The following is a 20,467-nucleotide window of genomic DNA, read 5'->3' as shown; positions in this document are numbered from 1 at the left end:
CAGAACGCCGAAACCGAATCCGCTGCGGCGCGATTGAAGACCGCGTGGAATGGGCCTAAAGGCTCGCCGCTTTGAAGGGACCGACGCCGCGTCGGAGACCCGGAGGATACGCATGGCCGGGGACACTCCCCACGACGCGAGCGCTCCCTCGCCTGCGTCGAACACGCCGGACAAGCCCACCCACGCCACGGGTCCGGAATCCCACATCCCGGGCGGCCAGGCCGCCAAGCACGGCGGATTTTGGGCCCTGACCATCGGCGCGATCGGCGTGGTGTTCGGCGACATCGGCACCAGCCCGCTCTACGCCCTGCGCGAGGCGATCGACCATGCGCGCTCCGGCGTCGGCGGCGATCTGGCCGTGATCGGCGTCGTGTCGCTGGCGTTTTGGGCGCTGATGGTGGTGGTGACGTTCAAATACGTCTTCTTCCTGATGCGCGCCGACAACAAGGGCGAGGGCGGCACCCTGTCGCTGATGGCCCTGGCCCAGTTCGCGGTCGGTCGGCGTAGCGCCTGGATCTTTATTCTGGGCGTTTGCGGCGCGGCCCTTTTCTATGGCGACGGCATCATCACGCCCGCCATCTCGGTCCTGTCCGCCGTCGAAGGGCTGCAGGACGCGCCGGGTCTGGCCGGGCGGCTGGATTCCTTCATCGTGCCGATCTCGGCCGGCATCCTGATCGCTCTGTTCCTGGTCCAGTCACGCGGCACGGCCAGCCTGGCCAAGTATTTCGGCCCGATCACCGCCGTCTGGTTCCTGAGCCTGGGGGCGCTGGGCCTGTATCATATCTTCGACGACGTCAGCGTGCTGCGGGCCCTGTCGCCCCACTATGGCGTCATGCTTCTGCTCAACGACGGCTTCCTGGGCTTCGTAATCCTGGGCAGCGTCTTCCTGGCCGTCACGGGGGCCGAGGCCCTCTATGCCGACATGGGCCATTTCGGAAAGGCTCCAATCCGCATGGGCTGGCTGGCCTTCGTCCTGCCGTGCCTGACGCTGAACTATCTGGGCCAGGGCGCCCTGATCCTCGACAATCCGGCCGCATCCGAGAACCCGTTCTGGAACATGGTGCCGCAGTTCGCCTATTGGCCGATGCTGATCCTGGCGACCGCCGCGACCGTCATCGCGTCCCAGGCGGTGATCACCGGCGCCTTCTCGGTGACGCAACAGGCGGTGCAGCTGGGCCTTCTGCCGCGCATCGACATCAAAAACACCTCCGAGACCCAGGCCGGCCAAATCTTCGTGCCGGCGGTCAATACCTTCCTGATGGTCGGGGTGCTGGTGCTGCTGGTCGTGTTCCAGAGCTCGCATAACCTGACCGCCGCCTATGGCGTGGCGGTGACAGGCACAATGCTGGTCAATACGCTGATGGCCTATTCGGTCATCCGAAAGGGCTGGAAGTGGCCGATGTGGGCGGTGGCCGGGACCCTTATTCCGTTCGCCTTCATCGACAGCGTCTTCCTGACGTCCAACCTGCTGAAGATTCCGGACGGGGCGTGGATGCCGCTGGTGCTGGGCGCCCTGCTGGTCGTGGTGATGTGGACCTGGGTGCGCGGGACGCAGATCCTGACGGCCAAGACACGCAAGGACAGCCTGCCGCTGAACGATCTGATCGAGATGCTTCAGGCTCGTCCGCCGCATCGTGCGCCGGGCATGGCCATCTTCCTGACCTCGGATCCCGATGTCGCGCCGGTCGCCCTGATGCACAATCTCAAGCACAACAAGGTGCTGCACGAGAAGAACGTCATCCTGACCGTGCGCACCTCCGAGCGCCCGCGCGTCAAGGAGGCCGACCGGGTGCGGATGGAGCCGATCAACGACGACTTCAAAAAGGTCACGGTCACCTATGGCTTCATGGAGACGCCGAACGTGCCGCGCGCCCTGGGCCTATGCCGCAAACAGGGGCTGAAGTTCGACATCATGTCGACCAGCTTCTTCCTGGGTCGCCGTTCGCTGATCCCGTCGGCGCGTCAAGGCATGCCGCTTTGGCAGGACAAGCTGTTCATCTTCCTGATGCGCAACGCCGCCAATCCGACCGACTTCTTCCACATCCCGCCCGGCCGCGTGGTCGAACTTGGCGCGCAGGTGGCGGTATGAGCATCGAGGGACGTGGTGGGCAGAGCTCGCAGGCGCGCGGGCGTCGCATGGCCACCAGGGGCCGCCCGCGCCCGGCCCCGGCTGAGGCCCCTCAAGGGCCGTCGCAGGACGATATCGGCGTCGAGGCCCGCGTCGTCGCCGGCATCCTGCTGAACGCCGCGCTGGAGAAGCGCAACGGACTGGACGAAGCCCTGTCCCAGCCTGCCGCCCGCGCGCTGGAGCCGGTGGATCGCGCGTTCGCTCGCGCCGTCGCCATGGCGGCCCTGCGTCGTCTGGGCGAGATCGACCAGATCCTGGATCGCCGCCTGAAGAAGTCGCCGCCCGAGGCCGTGCGCACCCTGATGCGCATCGCCCTGGCCCAGACTCTGGTGCTGGAAACGCCCGCCTTCGCCGCCGTCTCGACGGCGGTGAAACTGGCTGAGCGCGATCCCAAGACCCGGCCCTACAAGAACCTGGTCAATGCCGTGCTGCGCGGGGTTGGACGCGAAGGCCCCGGCCTGACCACGGCCGAAAGCAATCTGCCGGACTGGATCGCGGCGCGCTGGAAGGCGACCTATGGCGAGGCCGCCCTGGCGGGACTGGCCCTGGCCGCGCGCGAAGAACCCGCGACCGATCTCAGCCTGAAGCCAGGCGTCGATCCCGCCGCGGTCGCCGCCGCTGTCGAGGGCGAAGCCTTGCCCGGGGGCACGGTTCGCACCGGCCGTCGCGGCGATGTGGCCGGCTGGCCCGGTTTCGAAGACGGCGACTGGTGGGTTCAGGACGCGGCCGCCGCCGTGCCCGGCCGGCTGCTGGATGTGAAGCCCCTCGAGACGGCGCTCGACATGTGCGCCGCGCCCGGAGGCAAGACGCTGCAACTGGCGGCCACCGGCGCCTCGGTCGTCGCGCTCGACCGTTCGGCCCCGCGCCTGAAACGCCTGACGCAGAATCTTGAGCGGACCGGCCTGACCGCCGAAGTCGTCGCCGTCCCGGCAGAGGACTGGGAGGACGCCCGCGTCTTCGACGCCGTTCTGCTGGATGCCCCCTGCACTGCGACGGGCACCTTCCGCCGCAATCCGGAGGTCCTGCGCGCCACCAAGCCCGCCGAGGTCGCCAAGCTGGCCGACGTCCAGCACCGCCTGCTCGACGCCGCCGCCGAACGGGTCAAGCCGGGCGGCCGTCTGGTCTATTGCACCTGCTCGCTGGAGCGCGAGGAGGGCGAGACCCAGATCATCGCCTTCCTGCGTCGCAATCCTGCCTTCCGCACCGTCGCCGCCGATCCGACCGCCGTCGGCGCCCCGCCCGAGGCGCTGACGCCCGAAGGCTGGCTGCGCATCCTGCCCTCCATGTGGGCCGAACACGGCGGACTGGACGGCTTCTTCGCGGCAAGGCTGGAACGGGTGTCCTGAGCGGGAGCGCCTTGCTCCCGCCCGCAACCCGCCTTATCCGGAAGGCCATGGCCGTTACCCCTCTGATCTGCCCGTCGATCCTCGCCAGCGATTTCGCGCGGCTGGGTGAAGAAGTCCGCGCGCTTGAGGCGGCGGGCGCCGACTGGATCCACGTCGATGTAATGGATGGGCATTTCGTGCCGAACCTCACGCTTGGCCCCGACATCGTAAAGGCGATCCGACCGCACACGACCTTGCCGTTCGACGTGCACCTGATGGTCGCGCCGGTCGATCCATGGCTGGAGGCGTTCCGCGAGGCGGGCGCCGATGTCCTGACCGTTCACCCTGAAAGCGGGCCGCACCTGCACCGCACCCTGGGTCGCATTCGCCAGCTGGGCGCCAAGGCAGGCGTCGTGTTCAACCCGGCGACGCCACTGTCGATCCTGGAAGAGGTGGTCGATTTGGTCGATCTGGTGCTGATCATGTCGGTCAATCCGGGCTTTGGCGGTCAGAAGTTCATCGACAGTTCGCTGAAGAAGATCGCGGGCGCGCGGGCCATTCTCGACCGCGCCGGTTCGTCGGCTCACCTTCAGGTGGACGGCGGCGTAACCTCCGCCAACGCCGGGGCCTGCGTCGCCGCTGGGGCCGATGCTCTGGTCGCTGGGTCGTTCGTGTTCAAGGGCGATTACGCGACCAACATCGCCGCCCTGAAAGCCGCCCCGGCCGTATCGTGAGCCCGCTCGGCCCCTTCGCCCCTCGGGGGCCGGAAACGACGTTGGACGTCGCCTCGGGCCAGATCCCCGGCCTGCCCGGCGCCCCGGTGCGGACGCCGGTGCGGTCGGGCGACGCCGCCGCCGGTCCCGGCCTGTGGCCCGCCATCGCCGGGCGGATGGCGACGCGACAGCTGTGGATCGAGCTTTACGGCCTGCCCGGCTATGGGCTGACGCTGGGGTCGCCGCTGGGCGGGGGCAAGGTGACGGCCTTCGCCGCCACGCCGCGCGATTTCCGCCCTCATGATCCGGCGCCGGGGCGCAATGTCCTGGCCGGGCGTTTCATGTTGGCGGGCGCCTCGATGGAGGTCGAGCCGCCGACCGATCCGTGGAACCGACCCAGTCCCTCGCGGCCCTTTGCGGTCGAGCTTCACGCCTTCGCCTGGTTGCCTGGCCTGATGGCTCAAGGCGACCGTGGCGCGCGCGAGGCGCTGCGTCTGACCCTGGCCTGGGCTGACGCCTTTGCACGGTGGTCGCCCTTCGCCTGGGGACCGGAAATCCTGGCGCGGCGGGTCGTCAATCTGGCGTGCGGCGCACGGCGGATGGGCGCCGTTGCGACCGAGGCCGAGCGGCTGAAACTGGCCGATAGTCTGGCGCGCCAGACCCGGCAACTGCTGCGTCCGCCCGGCGGTCTGGCCAGCCGGGCCGAGCGGTTGACGGCGGCGGCCATCGGCGGCTGCGTGCTGGCGGGGGCGCCAGGGCAGGCCTTGCGTCGCCGCGCGCTGTCGCGGCTGGACGGCGCCCTGAAGACGACGGTGCAGGCCGACGGCGGCCACGCCTCGCGCAGTCCCGAGGCGGGGCTTGAGCTGCTGCTCGATCTGCTGACGCTGGACGACGCCCTGTCGCAACTGTCCGAACCGACGCCGGAGAGCATCTCGGCCGCGATCGCCCGGCTGACGCAGGGCCTGCGCCTGCTGACCTTGCCCGATGGTCGTCTGGCCAGCTTCCAGGGCGGCGGCCCCTCCACGTTCGAACGCGTCGCGGCCGCCTGCGCCCACGACGACGAAGCGATGGCCAGCGGCGACGTAGCGCCTGCAGCGACCGGTACGGTCGCCGGCTTGACGCGCATCGCCAGCCCCCTGCTCACCATCATCGCCGACACCGCCCCGCCGGCGCGCGACGCCTGGGGGGCGGCCGCCTGCGCCCAGCCGCTGGCGCTGGAGATCGCCTGCGGCAAGGATCGTCTGGTGACCGGCTCGGGGTGGACGCCGGCCTCGACCGACCGCCAGGCCCTGCGGCTGACGCCGGCCCATTCGACCCTGACCTTGGGCGAGCGATCGCTGAACGAACCGCTGGGCGGCTGGAAGGGTGAGCTCTTGGGCCCGCGCTTGGTCGGACCGCCGATCCATGTGACCACCGACCTGCGCGACGGAGACGGCGCCGTCTGGCTGGAGATGGAACACGACGGCTGGAATGAGTTGTTCGGCCTGAACCATCAACGCCGGCTCTATCTGGACCAGCGCTTGGACGAACTGCGGGCCGAAGAAAAACTCTTCCCCACACCCGGCCGCAAGGAGATGGTGCGCCAGATTGCGGCGCCCTATGCCATCCGCTTCCATCTGGAGCCGGGGGTTCAGGCCTCTCTGGCGCGCGACCGACGCTCGATCCTGCTGCGCGGCGCCTCGGGCCGGGGCTGGTGGTTCAGGACCGACGGGCCGGACGTGGCCATCGAACCCAGCGTCCATATCGACGCCGGCCTGACGCGCCGCAGTCTGCAGATCGTGGTGCGCGGCTCGGCCCGCACCGACAGCGAGACCAAGATCCGCTGGAAGCTGAGCCCGGCCGGGGCGAGCGGCGAACCGACATGATGCAAGAGCCTGATCCACGGCCACGATAAAATCGCGCAGCGATTTGATCTCTGCCGATCAGGCTCTGAAACCGTCCGTGGGGTGACGGCGAAGCGGTTTGGCGCTAGAGGGCGCGCCATCCTCCCCCAGACTTCACGGACGCCGCCTCATGCCCGCCGCTCCCGACTTTCCGCCCGCGCCCGATCAGGTGAAGCCGAAACGCGCCCTGATCAGCCTGTCCGACAAGGCGGGGTTGGAGGATGCAGCCCGCACCCTGCATGATCTGGGCGTCGAGCTGGTCTCGACCGGCGGCACCCGCGCGGCGATCGAGAAACTGGGCCTGCCGGTCAAGGACGTGGCCGATCTGACCGGATTCCCCGAGATGATGGACGGCCGGGTCAAGACCCTGCACCCCATCGTTCACGGCGGCCTTCTGGGCGTGCGTGACGCGGCCGACCATGCCCAGGCCATGACCGACCACGGCATCGGCGCCATCGATATCGTCTGGATCGACCTCTATCCGTTCGAAAGCACCGTCGCGGCCGGCGGCGCGTTCGAGGCGGCGGTCGAGAACATCGACATCGGCGGCCCGGCCATGATCCGCTCCGGCTCCAAGAACCACGGCTATGTCGCCGTCGCCGTCGACGGCGAGAGCATCGGCCTGATCCTTGAGGCGCTGAAGGCGGAAGGCTCGACCGATCTGGCCCTGCGCAAGCGTCTGGCCGCCCGCGCCTTCGCCCGCACCGCCGCCTACGACGCCGCCGTCTCGGGCTGGTTCGCGAGCCAGATCGAAGACGCCGCCCCGGCGCGCAAGTCCATCGCCGGTTCGCTGGCCCAGACCCTGCGCTATGGCGAGAACCCGCACCAGACCGGCGCCTTCTATCGCACCGGCGAACGTCGTCCGGGCGTGGCCTATGCCGAACAGGTCCAGGGCAAGGAGTTGGGCTACAACAATATCGCCGACGCCGACGCCGCCTATGAACTGGTCGCCGAGTTCGAACAGCCGGCCGTCGTCATCGTCAAACACGCCAACCCGTGCGGCGTGGCGGTGGGCAAGGACTTGTCGGAAGCCTATGCCCGCGCGCTGGAATGCGACGCCGTCTCGGCCTTCGGCGGCGTGATCGCGGTCAACCGTCCGCTGAACGGCGACGACGCCCGCGCCATCACCGGCATCTTCACCGAGGTCGTCATCGCACCGGGCGCGGACGAGGAGGCCGAGGCTGTCTTCGCCGCCAAGAAGAACCTGCGCCTCCTGATCACCGACGGCCTGCCCGATCCGCACGGCGCGGGCGAGGTGTTCCGCTCGGTCGCCGGCGGCTTCCTGGTTCAGTCGCGGGATCGCAGCCTCATCAAGCCGGCGGACCTGAAGATCGTCACCAAGCGCCAGCCGACCCCGACCGAAATCCAGGACATGCTGTTCGCCTTCACCGTGGCCAAACACGTCAAGTCCAACGCCATCGTCTATGCCAAGGACGGCCAGACGGCGGGCATCGGCGCCGGCCAGATGAATCGCCGCGACAGCGCCCGCATCGCCGCCATCCGCGCCAAGGAAGCGGGGGAAGCCAAGGGCCTGACCCAGTCGCTGGCCGAAGGCTCGGCCTGCGCCTCGGAAGCCTTCTTCCCCTTCGCCGACGGCCTCTTGGAAGCGGTCGCGGCCGGCGCCACGGCGGTGATCCAGCCGGGCGGCTCGATGCGCGACGCCGAGGTCATCGCCGCCGCCGACGAAAAGGGGATCGCCATGGCCTTCACCGGCGTGCGGGTCTTCAGGCATTGATCTTGAGAAGAAGGGCGCTAACGCTCGCGACGCGGTCGCTCGCTGCTTGAGCGCCCTTCTTCTCGTTTGTGGAGTCGTCGAGACTTCAACAGCGCGCCTTAACGTGACTGGACGGTCGCCGTTTGTCGTGATGCTCTGAGTGCTTTACCGCGTTGGAGCGTCCCATGACCGTGCTGATCCGCCCCGAAGGCCAGACCGCCGACGACCTGAAACTGAGCCGTCGAACTCTGGGCGCATTGGGGGGTTTGCTGTTTTCCGGCTATGCGATCGCGGCCCTGGCGAAAGAGGCCAAGCCGATCACCACCGACGAAGCGGGTCTGGCCACCGAGACCGTGACCTATGCCGCGCCGGACGGATTCCAGCTTCCGGCCTATGTGGCGCGGCCTGCGGGCGAGGGGCCGTTCCCGGTGGTCGTGGTTGTGTCCGAGATCTTCGGCGTCCACGAATATATCCGCGACATCTGCCGCCGTCTGGCCAAGCAGGGCTATGCCGCCATCGCGCCCGCCTTCTTCGTCCGGGTCGAGGATCCCGCGCCCCTGTCGGACATGCAGCGGATCATGCAGATCGTCGGCGCGGCCCACTACGAGCAGGTGATGGGCGACCTGTCGGCGACGCTGGAATGGGCCAGCCAGCAGTCGTGGTCCAAGGATGGCAAGGTCGGCATCACCGGCTACTGCTGGGGCGGCAAGGTGGTGTGGCAGGCGGCGGCCCGCTTCGCCGCGATCGGCGCGGGTGTGGCCTGGTACGGCCGCTTGGCGCCCGCCGCAGACGCCACGCCGGTTCAGATCTCATCGGGCCAACCTTGGCCGGTCGACATCGCTGACGATCTGAAAGCGCCTGTGCTCGGCCTGTATGGCGGCAAGGATCAGGGCATCCCATTGGCCAGCGTCGAACGGATGCGCGAAGCCCTGGCCCGCGCCGGCCAGACCGGCAGCCAGATCGTCGTCTATCCCGACGCCCAGCACGGCTTCCACGCCGACTACCGCGCAAGCTACTCGGAAGCAGACGCCAAGGACGGCTGGTCCAAGCTGCTGGCGACGTTCGATAAAGCGTTAAAGAATTAGGGCGTTACTGGCGCCAAGGCTGCGGGGAGCAGCCCGAGTATGGGAGGGTAGGGCGTGAACGGATTGCGGCTTCGCGGGGCGATCGTCCTGGGTATCGGCCTGCTGTTTCTGCCTCTCGCAGCGTGCGGAGGCGGTGGTGGAGGCGGTGGCGGCGGCGGCACGATCACGCCCCCCGTTCCTCCGCCCCCGCCACCCCCGCCGCCTCCCCCACCACCGCCTCCGCCTCCCTCGGTCACGTCGAGCGAGTATCTGCGGAACTACGGCTTGGCCAATATGAAGGTCCAATCCGCTTGGCAGGCCGGGGCGACTGGAGCCGGCGTCACCGTCGCCGTCGTCGACTCCGGCATCGCCAATACCTTGCCAGAGTTGGAGGGGCGTATCTCCAGCGCCTCGACCGACGTCGTCGTGGGGCGCAATACGCCCTATGTGGCGTCAAGCAGCCACGGCACGCGCGTGTCGGGCGTGATCGCCTCGAACTTCAACGGGTTCGGTACGATCGGGGTGGCGTACAATTCGACGATCCTGTCGATCCGCACCGATATCTCTGACTGTACGGACAAGAATACCGAGGTCTGTTTCAGCAGTTCGGATCTGGTGCGCGCACTGGACTATGCCGTCGCCAATGGCGTCAAGATCATCAACATGTCGCTGGGCGGCGACGGGCGGCTGGGCTCGGCGTTCGAGTCGGCGCTGTTGCGCGCGGTCAACTCGGGCGCCGTGATCGTGGCCTCATCGGGCAATGACGGAAACGCCAATCCGGGCTGGCCCGCGCGTTACGCCATCGACCCCCGGTTTGCTGGCAGCGTCATCGCGGTCGGATCGCACGGTGCGACCGATGCGATGTCCAGCTTCTCGAACCGGGCAGGGGATACGGCGGCCGGCTATATTTCTGCGCCGGGCGAGGATGTGATCACTGGGTGCGAGGGCACGTCGTGTTGGCGCGTCAACGGCACATCCTTCTCGGCGCCGCATGTGTCCGGCGCGCTCGCTTTGCTGATGCAGGCCTTCCCCAATCTGTCGGCGCGTGCCGCTCTGGATATCTTGCTGACGACCGCACGCGACGCCGGCGATCCCGGCACGGACATCGTTTATGGGCGCGGCCTGCTGGACATGGCCGGCGCGTTCAGACCGGTCGGAACGACCTCGACGCCGATGGCGGACGGAAGCTCCATCGTCAGCATGAGCGAACCGGGCAGCTTCGTCGGCGCGGCGTTCGGGGACGCTTTCGGTCGGCAGACGGCGCTGAATACAGTGCTCTACGACGCCTACGATCGGATGTTCGCCGTCCAACTGGGCGGCGCCTATCCGACTGCGCCGAGCCGATCCTATCAGGCGGCGCCGTTCGAGCAGAATACCACGGCGACAACCAGCCTGGCTCTGCCGGGCGGCGGTCGATTGAACCTGATCGCGGCCCAACCCAGCGCCCGACCTGACCCGATCGCGCCTCGTCACGATCTGTATGATGCGCCCTGGATGGGGGACGAGCCGCGGCAGGAGGCGATGCTGGATGTCGCCACGGGTCGGATGAATTTCTCGGTCTGGCAAGGAAAAGGCGGGGCGACATCGCCGTTCAACGGCGCGGCGGGCGACGGTTTCGCCGCCCTGGCTCAGGCCGACCACGCCGTGCGGGGCGCCATGCGGTTCGGCCCGGTGACGGTCTCGGGCGAAAGCGGCGGCGGCGATCGTCGGATGCCGCTGCGACGTGTCGAGCAGGACGCTTCGACCTATAGTCGGGCGGCGATCGGATGGCGCGGAGCGGAGGGCGGTCTTTCGTTCAGCGTCGGCGCCTTGGATGAACGGCTCGGGCCCTTGGGCGCCTTCCTGCCGGGCGGGTCCGACTTCGCCCTGCCGTCACGAACCAGCTTCTATGCGCTGGGTGGCGACTGGACCCTTCGGCCGGGCCTGCGTCTGATCGGCGAGGCGGGGATGGGGGCGACCCGGATCGAGGGCCGATTCCTGTCGACGGATCAGGCGGCGATCAGTTCGAACTGGCGGCTGGGGCTCCTGACGGGCTGTTCGATGATCTGTGACCGGATCAGCTTCACCCTGGCTCAGCCGCTCAGGATCGAGCGCGGAACCTTCTCGGCCATGCTGGCGGACGTACCGGTCGAATATTTCGATCCGCTGACCTATTCGCGCCGCAGCTTCTCGGCGACGCCCAGCGGCCGCCAGATCGACTTTATCCTCGGTGGCGAACGTCGGCTGTGGGATGGGTCCAGCATGACGCTGCAAGCGGTCGCCAGCCGCGAGCCGCGCCATGTCGCAGACGCGCCGCCGGAGTTCGCCTTGATCGGAGCCTGGCGGCGTCAGTTCTGACCGACGCCGCCTGAAGACCGCGGATCAGGCCTTGCCGTCGAAGGCCTGACCGTCGGCGGCGGGGGCGGCGCCATACGGGTTGGGAGTCTGGGCGCCGGATCCCTTGGCGGCGACGACGACCATTGCGGGGCGCACGGTGCGGCCGAACAGTTCGAAACCGGACTGCATGGTCTGGATCACCGATCCGCCAGGCACGGTCTCGGACGGCTGTTCCATCATCGCCTGGTGGAGATGCGGGTTGAAGGCCTCGCCGGCCTGGGGCGCGACGCGCTTCAGGCCGTTGGCGTCGAAGGCTTGCAGCAGGGCCTTCTGCGTCAGTTCCAAGCCGGTCATCAGACCGGCGGTCGCGCCCTCGGCGTCCTTGGGCGCAGCCATCAGGGCGCGTTCCAGATTGTCGGCGACGCCCAGCAGGTCCTTGGCGAAGCGCTGGATGGCGAAGGCGCGGGCGTCATTCTGCTGCGTCTCCGAACGGCGCTTCAGATTCTCCATCTCGGCGGCGACGCGCAGGGCGCGGTCCTTCCATTCGTCACGCTCGGCGATCACGGCGTCCAGCGGCGCCAGATCGTCTGACGGATGGGCGTCCAGGCCGTGTTCGGCGTTGGTTTCGGCCATGTCGGCATCCACGGCGTTTAGTTCGTCGTTAAGGGGCTTGTCGCTCACTTGTCGTTCCCGTCCAGCATCCGGCCCAGCACCCGGGCGGTATAGTCCACCAACGGAATGACACGGGCGTAGTTCAGTCTTGCGGGGCCTATCACGCCGATGGCGCCCAGAACCCGCTGTCGGCCGCTCATATAGGGCGCCGCGATCACGGCGGAACCCGAAAGTGAAAACAACCGTGTCTCGGCGCCGATGAAAATGCGCACGCCTTGGGCCGCATCGACGCCGTCCAGCAGGCCGATCAGCTGTTCCTTCTGCTCCAGATCATCGAAAAGGACGCGGACCCGCTCCAGATCGGCCAAGCCTTCCCGGTCCTGAAGCAGGTTGGCGCGGCCCCGCACAATCAGGGCGCGCTCGCGATCCTGGCCGCCGGACCACGCAGCGAATCCGTCCTCGACCAGGCGGGCGGCCGTTTGGTCCAGTTCACGCCGTGCAATTTCCAGCTCCTGGGTCATCTCCCGCTTGGCGTCGGCGAAGGGGCGGCCGCGCAGGCGGGCGTTCAGGAAGTTGGAGGCCTCGACCAGGGTCGAAGGCGTGACGCCGGCCGACAGGGTCATGATGCGGTTTTCGACCGTGCCGTCGTCAGCGACGATGACGGCCAGGGCCTGGTCCCCGCCCAGGGCCACGAACTCGACGTGCTTGACGCCGGAATCGCGCACGGGGCTGGAAACGACGCCCGCGCCGCCGGCCAGGCCCGACAGCAGGTTGGAGGCCTCATCCAGCGCCGCCTCGAAGTTCCGACCGCGCCCCGCCAGCCGCCCGTCGATCTCGCGACGCTCTTCCTTAGTCAGGTCGCCGACTTCCAGCAGGCCATCGACGAACAGACGCAGGCCCGCGTGGGTGGGAATCCGCCCGGCCGAGGTGTGGGGCGCCGCCAGCAGTCCCGCGAGGGTCAGATCCTGCATGGTGTTGCGGATCGAGGCAGGCGACAGGGCGATGCCGCCCAGCGACAGGGTCCGCGACCCGACCGGCTCACCGGTCTCCAGATAGGATTCCACGATGCGACGGAAGATGTCGCGCGCCCGCGCATCCAGCCCCGCCAAACCCGCGAGGGACTGGCCGGCGTCGAACGGCGGGTTTTTCGGGGCATACAGGCTCACGGTTTCAGGATAAGCACCGCGGCCTCAGCTTCCAAGGTCAGACTTCCAAGGATCCCTCCCATGCGCCATTCGCAACGCACCGATGATCAACTGCGTCCCGTGACCATCGAGACCGGCGTCAACCGCTATGCCGAGGGCTCGTGCTTGATCAGCTTCGGCAACACCAAGGTGCTGGTGACCGCCTCGATCGAGGACAAGGTGCCGGGCTGGATGCGCAACACGGGCCAGGGATGGGTGACCGCTGAATATGGCATGCTGCCCCGTGCCACCCACACGCGCGGGCGTCGTGAAGCCGCCGCCGGCAAACAGTCGGGCCGCACGCAAGAGATTCAGCGATTGATCGGTCGCTCCCTGCGCGCCGTGGTGGACCTGAAGGCGCTCGGCGAACGTCAGGTGCTGATCGACTGCGACGTCATCCAGGCCGACGGCGGCACCCGCACGGCGTCGATCACCGGCGCCTGGGTCGCCATGAGCCTGGCCCTGAACTATCTGCGCGACGAGGGCGTGCTGAAGGCCGACCCGATCACGGATCAGGTGGCGGCCGTGTCATGCGGCGTCTGCGACGGCGTGCCGGTGCTGGACCTCGATTACGAAGAGGATTCCGAGGCCGAGGCGGATTCGAACTTCGTCCTGACCGGCTCGGGCCAGATCGTCGAGGTCCAGGCCACCGGCGAGAAGCGCGGCTTCTCGCGCGCCGAGTTCGACCGGCTCTTCTCGCTGGCCGAGACCGGCTGCACCGAACTGTTCGCCTTGCAGAAGGCGGCCCTGGCGGCGGTGAAGCCATAGGGGGTTTCACCTCGAGGCGCGGACGGGCATCCTCGTTCGGTCAGTCCTGACCGGAGACAAGTCGATGCGTCGATCCCCCTGGCTTTCAATGGCCGCCTGCGTTGTGTTGATGGCCGGATGTCAGCGCGCTGATCCAGCCGATCAGCCTGCGTCCGGAGACGCTGCGGCAAGCAGCAACGTCATCGACGCGGTTCCACTGGCGCCCGACGCCCCGCCGCCTGCCCCGCCCGCCAAGCCGGCGGCTGCGGAGAAGGAAGCGACCAAACCGGCCGAGGACGTCGAGGCCAGCATTCCCGAGGGTCCCGACATGCCCGCTCAGCCGGTTCCGGTCAGCGAGGTCCCTTGCCGCGACGCCATCGGCGCCGCCGCCTCGGCCCGGCTGGTCGAGCGCTGCATCCAGGTCAGCCCGGCGACCCGCCCGCCCTGCAACGCCGCCAATCCTTGCGACCTGATCCAGGGGGAGATCGACCGATCCTGCAAACTGTGGGAACGCGACGGCGACCCGCCGGCGGCGTGCAAGCGTTAGGCTGAGCGTACCGCGCCCGCGACATTGGCCACCACCCGCTTGACCAGCGCCTCGTCGTCGCCCTCGGCCATGACGCGGATCAGCTTTTCCGTGCCCGAGGGACGCACCAGCAGCCGTCCCTGACCGCTCAGCGCCGCTTCGGCCTCGGCGATGGCGGCCTTGACCGTGTCGGTCTCCAGCGGCTTGTCGGCGGTGAAGCGCATGTTCTCCCGCTTTTGGGGCACGGGCTCGAACTGGCGGGCTGACGTGCGGCGGCGAAGAGGATGTAATGGGCGGTTATCAGAAGCACTCAGGTCCTTTCCGCGGACACATGGATCGTGATGCACCCGGATCAAAGCTGATCAAACGCCGTCAATCGGATGGAACAACTCAAAACGGGACAGGCGCGATATTATTCGCAAACCTGCTCGGCGACCGGTGGGCGGTTTGCGGACAAGCCGGTCGATGACGACGGTTCCCCATGGCCAAGCCTCACGATTCAGACGATTTCCCATTCCGTCCGTCAATGACGGCGCACCGAGATCACTATCCCCACGGGGCTGTTCTGCTCCCCGGACGCGCGACAGCGTCGATGCCCTCCAGGGCGCGAACACGACACTTTGCCGCCAAGGCGGTCGTCCAGAGGGTCCGGCCGGCCTTCCGGGGCGCCGGGCCGTCACGACGTGTCTTCGTCAAGGTCAAGGTGGTGATGAAGACGCCGAACGCGCGCGCGTCGTTGAAAGCCTGCGTGCGGTACTTCGGACGGGAGGGCGCGGGCGAGGACGGGGCGAGAGCCGCGTTTTTTGGGCCGCTGGAGGACCGGCCTGACGCCAGGGCGCAGGTCGATCGGTGGGCCGACGACCGCCGTCATTATCGGATTGTCGTGAATCCGGAAGACGGACAAGAGCTCGCGGACGTCAGGTCGTTCGCACGGCGGATGATGAAGCAGATTGAGATCGACACCGGCACGCCGCTCGAATGGCTTGCCGTTGCGCACTTCGATACCGGACGTCCCCATCTCCACATCATCCTACGCGGTGTGCGGGACGATGGACGCGACCTTATCTTCAGCCGCGGTTATGCGGCGCATGGGCTGCGCGGCCGGTGCGAAGCCCTGGCGACCGAGATCCTGGGCCCGAGATCCGACCGGACGGCTTCCTCCCGCGATCTGACGGCGGACCGGCTGACAGCGATGGACGACACGCTTCTGCGACGCCAGGACGACGGACGGGTCAACCTTGAGGGTCTGGACAGCGGAGAACGCGCCAACGCACAGCGCCGCCTGGTCCATCTTGAGCGTCGCGGATGGGCTACCCGAGACAGCCAAGGCCTTTGGATTCTTCCGGAAAACCTGCGGGACATCCTGCGAAGTGTCGGCGAACAGGAGGCGCGTGAAGCCGCCGCAACGCGCGCCATATGGGGCGGCTTCTGGGGCGGGCAGACGCATCGCCTTGAACCGCTGAGCCTCTCGGAAGGCGAGGTGATCGTTGGCGCTTACGCCGGCGTTCAGCCGCTCAAGTGGCACAAGAAGGCGGCCCAGTTGCTCGTGCTTGAGACCATGGATGGTCGTCTGGGGCATGTCCGGCTGGCGTCATTGGATCGCGTTATGATCCTGGATCGCGTACCCGAGCGGGCCCTTATCGAACTGCGGGGAAGGCCGTGGAGGGCGAGGGCTTCAGACCGGACCATCGCTCAGATCGCGCAACTGAGGAATGGCGTTTACTCTAAGGCTGATCATCTCGTGGTCCGGCCCGAAGATCGGCCTGTTTTCATCGAGCGCCATCTTCGACGGCTGGAAGCCATGCGCCTTCAAGGCGCTGTCGAGCCTCGGGGCGACGGCCGGTTCGCCATTCCACCCGACTACATCTCGCGGGCGTTGGCGGCGGATCAGGCGCGACATGGTCCTGCCGATGTGGACGTCCGCGTGCTCGACGTCAGGCCTCTACACCTCCAGACCGAAGCGCGGGGCGTCACCTGGCTGGACCGGGTGGCCGGCGGCCTCGAACCTGATCCCGGCTTGGGGTCTATGGCGGATAAAGCCAGAAGGTTGGGACAGGAACGGGCGGAGACTCGCAGGGGGTGGGGGATCGGCGATGGCTCAAAGCTGACCGATAAGGACATGCTCGCCCTCTGGAAAATGGAGATCGACGCGCAGTTCAAGAGGCTTGGGAAGGACGAGAAGTTGGTCGTAAAGGCCGAAGAGGGACAGCCCTTCTCAGGCGTCTACAACGATAGCGTTCACATGGGCGGCCGAACCTATGCGGCGGTCGAAAGCCGCTCTGTCGTAACGCTAGCGCCGTGGCGCGCCGGGTTGGAGGCCTGCCGTGGCCAAGCTCTCACCGCGGTTCTGCAGGCGGGGCGTGTGGAGTTTCGATTCGGAGAGCGGGGCCGGGGTTTGGGACTAGAGCTTTAGCCTACATGCACGGGATCCGCGGGGGTTGGGTTGAGTTCCTATCGTCAGCTTCGGGACGCGCTCGCGAAGTCCAAGTATACGGCGGGGGGAGCCTCGATCCCCGGCCTCAATCGCGCAGCTGTGCCGCACATTGGGCTAGAGCCTTGGTCATCCGCCATTCGACTGTTTTCAGCCGGATGCCGAGATGATTGGCGATTTCCTGGTTGGTCATGCCGCCGAAACGGCTGAGCAGGAAGACGTCGCGAAGCGGTTGCGGAAGGCCCAGCACGACTTCCTTCAAGAGCAGGGATGCGTCCTGTGCTGCGGCCTGGGTGGTGGGAAGCGACTGCCATGCGTCCAGTTCCTCTCGCCGGCGATCGCGGCGGTAACGGCTCACGAACAGATTGCGGGCGACTTGGAGCAGAAAGGCCTTTGGTTTACGGATTTCGACAGGACGCTTCTGTCGCAGGATATTGAAATAGGTGTCCTGAAGGAGGTCTTCGGCGAGGTCGGCGCCATACCGATGTCGCAACGAGCCGAGCAACCATGCGCCGTGGGTAGCGAAAAGGGTCTCGGCGTCGCTTCCGGTAGAAAGCGCCGGCACGGTTTTAGACTGTCGACCACCAGACGTCACGAATTCGCCTCCGATCAGCGAAACCGCCCGTCTGGATTGACGGAGCCGAGCCTAGGTCGAGGCAAGCGCAAAGGGCGCGGCGCGCTGCAGCCCCCGTGGGCGTACAAGCGCAGGCTGCGGGTTGTTCTCAACCGAGGTTCTCACGCCTCGACGCCGCTGTGCGACGCACCTCCAGGATGAATCATTCACTCGCCGTTGGCAAGTGTGGCGCGATACCCGCTCGACCTTCGCTTGCGTCTTGGTCATGCGCCGGGCGTTGAGAACATGGTTGAGCCACGCGCCGCCGCCTTTAGCCGAAGCCTGGACATGCGCGGGGGCCGCCCGGGCGTCTGGATGCTAGCTTATCCGGACGAACCCATAAACCGACAACTTGAGATCCCTTCTGGGAGCCTTCTGTTCAAGTTGCAGTCGGCAGAGGCGGGCGGCGATGCAATATGCCCCAGGCCTTGACCCAACGAGATACGCAGGCTTCGTGGCCCTCGCTTGCCAATATGCACCCTTCAAAGGGCGTACAGTCAGCGCCGCGCTGTCCTTCCAGGCTCTGCCCTTCTGGGGGGTGCGAAGCTCGCGCGATGAGTAACGCACCTCGCTGACCTGAAGCCTGGCCCAAGCTCGAAGTTGAAGCCTGGGATAATAAGGGCGCTTACGAATGTGGATGTAAGGCGGACCATCCAAACCAAGGCATAGCATTTTTGCTAAAGTCGAAGGCGCGAGTTGGACTCCCAGCGCGGCGAGTTCACGTGACGCTTCCTTTCGGTTCAGAAGACGGTCTTCGTGTTCGACTGCCGTAGTTGCATCTCTGACTTCCAAGGCTGCGACCTATCTCGAGCTTTCCGCTTTCAGCCGTAGGTCCTCGACGCGCGCCCGGCTTGATTCTGCGACCCGATCACGCAGGTGTTTCGCCCTGGCCATCAGCCATTCCAGATCCTCGGCCGAGGCGTCGTACTGATCGCTGTAGCGGGCTTCGACATAGGCCCTCTTCAGCAGTTCGAACCGGCGGCGATCGAAGCGGCTTTCACGCGGCCAGGCCTCAACCAGCCCTACGTCCACGGCCTCGGCGAGCGAGCGGAGGAACTTAATGTTATGGGAGCGCGGAAAATAGAGGGTGTGGACGAGTAGGAAGCAGGCGTAGGCGGTCTCAACAGCCTGATGCAGGCTGAAGGCGGCCAGCTTCCGGAAGCCTTCGTCCGCGGCAGCCTTTCCAGTTTGGTATTCAGCCGTATCGATCCACCGCCTGAGGTCTGCCGACTTAACTTCAAAATGGCGTTTTGCCATTTCGCCAGCGGCCTGCGCCGTCATCAGCTGTGGCGGAGCGAAGGCATGGCCGGGAATCTCGTAGAGGGCGACGCCGTCGCGGACGATATCGGTCCAGAAGTACTCTCCTCGCCGCAGGGCGTCGTTCACGTCTTGAAGATCGTGGACAATGAGATTGACGGTTCGCCCGATGGCCGGGTCACGAAGGATCTCGTCCTCGGAATTCCACCAGTAGTCGGCGATGTTCGTCAGCTTCTCGTGGTTGACCACGATCAGGAGGTCGAAGTCCGAGAGATAGCCATTCTCTGGTTCGTCCACCCAGTCCGCTCGTGCGTAGGACCCGAACAGGATGATCTTGAGGATCTGGCCGCCGCGTCGCCAACCAGAGTTGGCGCCGCCGCCGCTTGTCCTGGCCGCCTCAAATCCAGCAAGCAGGATGTCGCGAACGCGTTGAAGTTCACGCTGCTGACGCTCCGGCAGATGTTCCAGATCGGACCGCATTAGGTGAGTCTATCGAAAACGCAGACGCTGTGAACCGTGAAGTTGCGCGCACACGCCGCGCAGATGCGTATTATTGTGTTGCAGGTTTCACCCTGCTGTTTTCACAGCCGCAGCAACTTCAGCCACCACCCGCTTGACCAGCGCCTCGTCGTCGCCCTCGGCCATGACGCGGATCAGCTTTTCCGTGCCCGACGGGCGCACCAGCAGCCGTCCCTGACCGCTCAGGGCCGCTTCGGCCTCGGCGATGGCGGCCTTGACCGGGTCGGTCTCCAGCGGCTTGTCGGCCGTGAAGCGGACGTTCTCCAGCTTTTGCGGCACGGGCTCGAACTGGCGGGCCAGTTCGCTCATCGGCTTGCCGGATTCCACCAGGACGGCCAGTACCTGCAGCGCCGCCATCAGGCCGTCGCCGGTCGTGGCATGGTCGTGCAGGATGATGTGGCCCGACTGTTCGCCGCCGATGTTGAAGCCGCCTTCGCGCATCCTTTCCATGACATAGCGGTCGCCGACCTTGGTCCGCTCCAGCGTCAGGCCTTCGGCCTTCAGTTTACGCTCCAGTCCCAGGTTGGACATGACGGTGGCCACCACGCCGCCCCCGGTCAGGAGGCCGCGCCTGGCCCAGTCCAGCCCGACCAGGGCCATGATCTGATCGCCGTCCACCACCCGACCCGTCTCGTCGCAGATGATCAGTCGATCAGCGTCGCCGTCCAGGGCGATGCCGATATCGGCGCGGTAGCGTTTGACCGCATCGGCCAGGGTCGCCGGATGGGTCGAGCCGCACTCGGCGTTGATGTTTGTCCCGTTCGGGGTCACGCCCACGGGGAAGACCTCGGCGCCCAGTTCGAACAGGGTGGTGGGCGCGACCTTGTAGCCGGCGCCGTTGGCGCAATCGACGGCGATGCGCAGGCCTTGCAACGTCAGCCGCTTGGGGAAGGCCTGTTTGGCGATCTCGATATAACGAGCCTGGGCGTCGTCGATGCGTTTGACCCGGCCCAGCTTGTTCGACGGCGCCAGGCCCTGGTCCAGACCCTGGTCCATCATGGCCTCGATCTTCAGCTCGATCTCGTCCGAGAGTTTGTAGCCGTCCGGCCCGAACAGCTTGATGCCGTTGTCGGCATAGTCGTTGTGCGAGGCCGAGATCATCACGCCCAGATCGGCGCGCATCGACCGGGTCAGCATGGCCACGCCGGGCGTCGGGACGGGACCGAAGGTGCGCACGTCCATTCCGACCGAAGCGAAACCGGCGACCAGGGCCGGCTCGATCGTATAGCCGGACAGGCGCGTGTCCTTGCCGATCACCACCAGATGGCGGCGGTCGTCGTCGGTGCGGAACAGTTTTCCGGCGGCCAGACCCACGCGCAGCGCGACCTCGGCCGTCATCGGATAGGTGTTGGCGCGCCCGCGAATGCCGTCGGTGCCGAAGTATTTTCTGTCGCCCAAGGTGCGGTCCTTTGTTTCGGGTAACGTTCCGAAACCC

General features: G+C 66.9%; 15 protein-coding genes and 1 pseudogene. 10 read left to right on the top strand and 6 right to left on the bottom strand.

The window, feature by feature from the left end; all coding sequences use genetic code 11:
- Positions 1 to 112 precede the first annotated feature (112 nt).
- The 7 genes from A4249_RS13170 (at position 113) to A4249_RS13140 (ending at position 11,164) form a co-directional block, all read left to right on the top strand.
- The gene (locus tag A4249_RS13170) at positions 113 to 2,089 is read left to right on the top strand and encodes a potassium transporter Kup (RefSeq protein WP_066553394.1); all 1,977 of its coding nucleotides are present in this window, start codon (positions 113 to 115) and stop codon (positions 2,087 to 2,089) included.
- Between the two features lie 47 nt (positions 2,090 to 2,136).
- Complete coding sequence (locus tag A4249_RS13165; RefSeq protein ID WP_066553392.1) at positions 2,137 to 3,474, top strand: RsmB/NOP family class I SAM-dependent RNA methyltransferase; 1,338 nt, start codon at positions 2,137 to 2,139, stop codon at positions 3,472 to 3,474.
- Positions 3,475 to 3,521: 47 nt separating this feature from the next.
- Positions 3,522 to 4,187: a ribulose-phosphate 3-epimerase gene (rpe, locus tag A4249_RS13160; protein ID WP_066553390.1), complete on the top strand. Its 666-nt coding sequence runs from the start codon at positions 3,522 to 3,524 to the stop codon at positions 4,185 to 4,187.
- Positions 4,184 to 6,031, top strand: a complete 1,848-nt coding sequence (locus A4249_RS13155) for a heparinase II/III family protein (RefSeq protein ID WP_066553388.1) — start codon at positions 4,184 to 4,186, stop codon at positions 6,029 to 6,031. The genes rpe and A4249_RS13155 overlap by 4 nt, the downstream gene beginning before the upstream one ends.
- A gap of 148 nt (positions 6,032 to 6,179) precedes the next feature.
- Positions 6,180 to 7,784, top strand: a complete 1,605-nt coding sequence (gene purH / locus A4249_RS13150; protein WP_066553385.1) for a bifunctional phosphoribosylaminoimidazolecarboxamide formyltransferase/IMP cyclohydrolase — start codon at positions 6,180 to 6,182, stop codon at positions 7,782 to 7,784.
- A gap of 164 nt (positions 7,785 to 7,948) precedes the next feature.
- The gene (locus A4249_RS13145) at positions 7,949 to 8,848 is read left to right on the top strand and encodes a dienelactone hydrolase family protein (protein WP_066553382.1); all 900 of its coding nucleotides are present in this window, start codon (positions 7,949 to 7,951) and stop codon (positions 8,846 to 8,848) included.
- 273 nt (positions 8,849 to 9,121) lie between these two features.
- Positions 9,122 to 11,164, top strand: coding sequence for a S8 family peptidase (locus A4249_RS13140; protein WP_066555201.1), 2,043 nt, complete (start codon positions 9,122 to 9,124; stop codon positions 11,162 to 11,164).
- A 24-nt stretch (positions 11,165 to 11,188) separates the two neighbouring features.
- Here the strand turns inward: A4249_RS13140 and grpE are convergent, their stop codons facing one another.
- Positions 11,189 to 11,776, bottom strand: coding sequence for a nucleotide exchange factor GrpE (gene grpE / locus A4249_RS13135; RefSeq protein ID WP_197458550.1), 588 nt, complete (start codon positions 11,774 to 11,776; stop codon positions 11,189 to 11,191).
- A 44-nt stretch (positions 11,777 to 11,820) separates the two neighbouring features.
- A complete protein-coding gene (hrcA, locus tag A4249_RS13130) occupies positions 11,821 to 12,915 on the bottom strand; it encodes a heat-inducible transcriptional repressor HrcA (protein WP_066555198.1) in 1,095 nt (364 codons plus the stop codon).
- Between the two features lie 66 nt (positions 12,916 to 12,981).
- Here hrcA and rph point away from each other — a divergent pair, with 66 nt between their 5' ends.
- Together rph and A4249_RS13120 are read left to right on the top strand one after the other, a co-directional pair.
- Positions 12,982 to 13,707, top strand: a complete 726-nt coding sequence (gene rph, locus A4249_RS13125) for a ribonuclease PH (RefSeq protein ID WP_066553378.1) — start codon at positions 12,982 to 12,984, stop codon at positions 13,705 to 13,707.
- A 64-nt stretch (positions 13,708 to 13,771) separates the two neighbouring features.
- Complete coding sequence (locus A4249_RS13120; protein WP_156494720.1) at positions 13,772 to 14,233, top strand: hypothetical protein; 462 nt, start codon at positions 13,772 to 13,774, stop codon at positions 14,231 to 14,233.
- Here A4249_RS13120 and A4249_RS13115 read toward each other — a convergent pair.
- Positions 14,230 to 14,475: pseudogene (locus A4249_RS13115) on the bottom strand (phosphoglucosamine mutase); the annotation flags it as partial. The gene A4249_RS13120 and the pseudogene A4249_RS13115 overlap by 4 nt on opposite strands.
- 446 nt (positions 14,476 to 14,921) lie before the next feature.
- On the opposite strand from A4249_RS13115, the gene A4249_RS13110 reads away from it, so the two are divergent.
- Positions 14,922 to 16,625 carry a DUF3363 domain-containing protein gene (locus A4249_RS13110; RefSeq protein WP_197458390.1) on the top strand — a complete coding sequence of 568 codons (1,704 nt, stop codon included), beginning with the start codon at positions 14,922 to 14,924 and terminating at the stop codon, positions 16,623 to 16,625.
- A gap of 106 nt (positions 16,626 to 16,731) precedes the next feature.
- On the opposite strand, the gene A4249_RS13105 is transcribed toward A4249_RS13110, so the two are convergent.
- The 3 genes from A4249_RS13105 to glmM all read right to left on the bottom strand — a co-directional run bounded on the left by A4249_RS13105 (position 16,732) and on the right by glmM (position 20,430).
- Positions 16,732 to 17,238: an RNA polymerase sigma factor gene (locus A4249_RS13105; RefSeq protein ID WP_176758348.1), complete on the bottom strand. Its 507-nt coding sequence runs from the start codon at positions 17,236 to 17,238 to the stop codon at positions 16,732 to 16,734.
- Positions 17,239 to 18,057: 819 nt separating this feature from the next.
- The gene (locus A4249_RS13100) at positions 18,058 to 18,993 is read right to left on the bottom strand and encodes a HEPN domain-containing protein (RefSeq protein ID WP_066553366.1); all 936 of its coding nucleotides are present in this window, start codon (positions 18,991 to 18,993) and stop codon (positions 18,058 to 18,060) included.
- Between the two features lie 87 nt (positions 18,994 to 19,080).
- Positions 19,081 to 20,430 (bottom strand): phosphoglucosamine mutase, encoded by a 1,350-nt coding sequence (gene glmM / locus A4249_RS13095; protein ID WP_082854167.1) that lies wholly within the window; start codon positions 20,428 to 20,430, stop codon positions 19,081 to 19,083.
- Positions 20,431 to 20,467: the final 37 nt, after the last annotated feature.

It is taken from the genome of Brevundimonas sp. GW460-12-10-14-LB2 (genome assembly GCF_001636925.1).
GTDB classification, from domain to species: Bacteria; Pseudomonadota; Alphaproteobacteria; order Caulobacterales; family Caulobacteraceae; genus Brevundimonas; species Brevundimonas vesicularis.
Note: the sequence above shows the minus strand (reverse complement) of the source record. Positions and strands in the feature narration are given on the sequence as shown.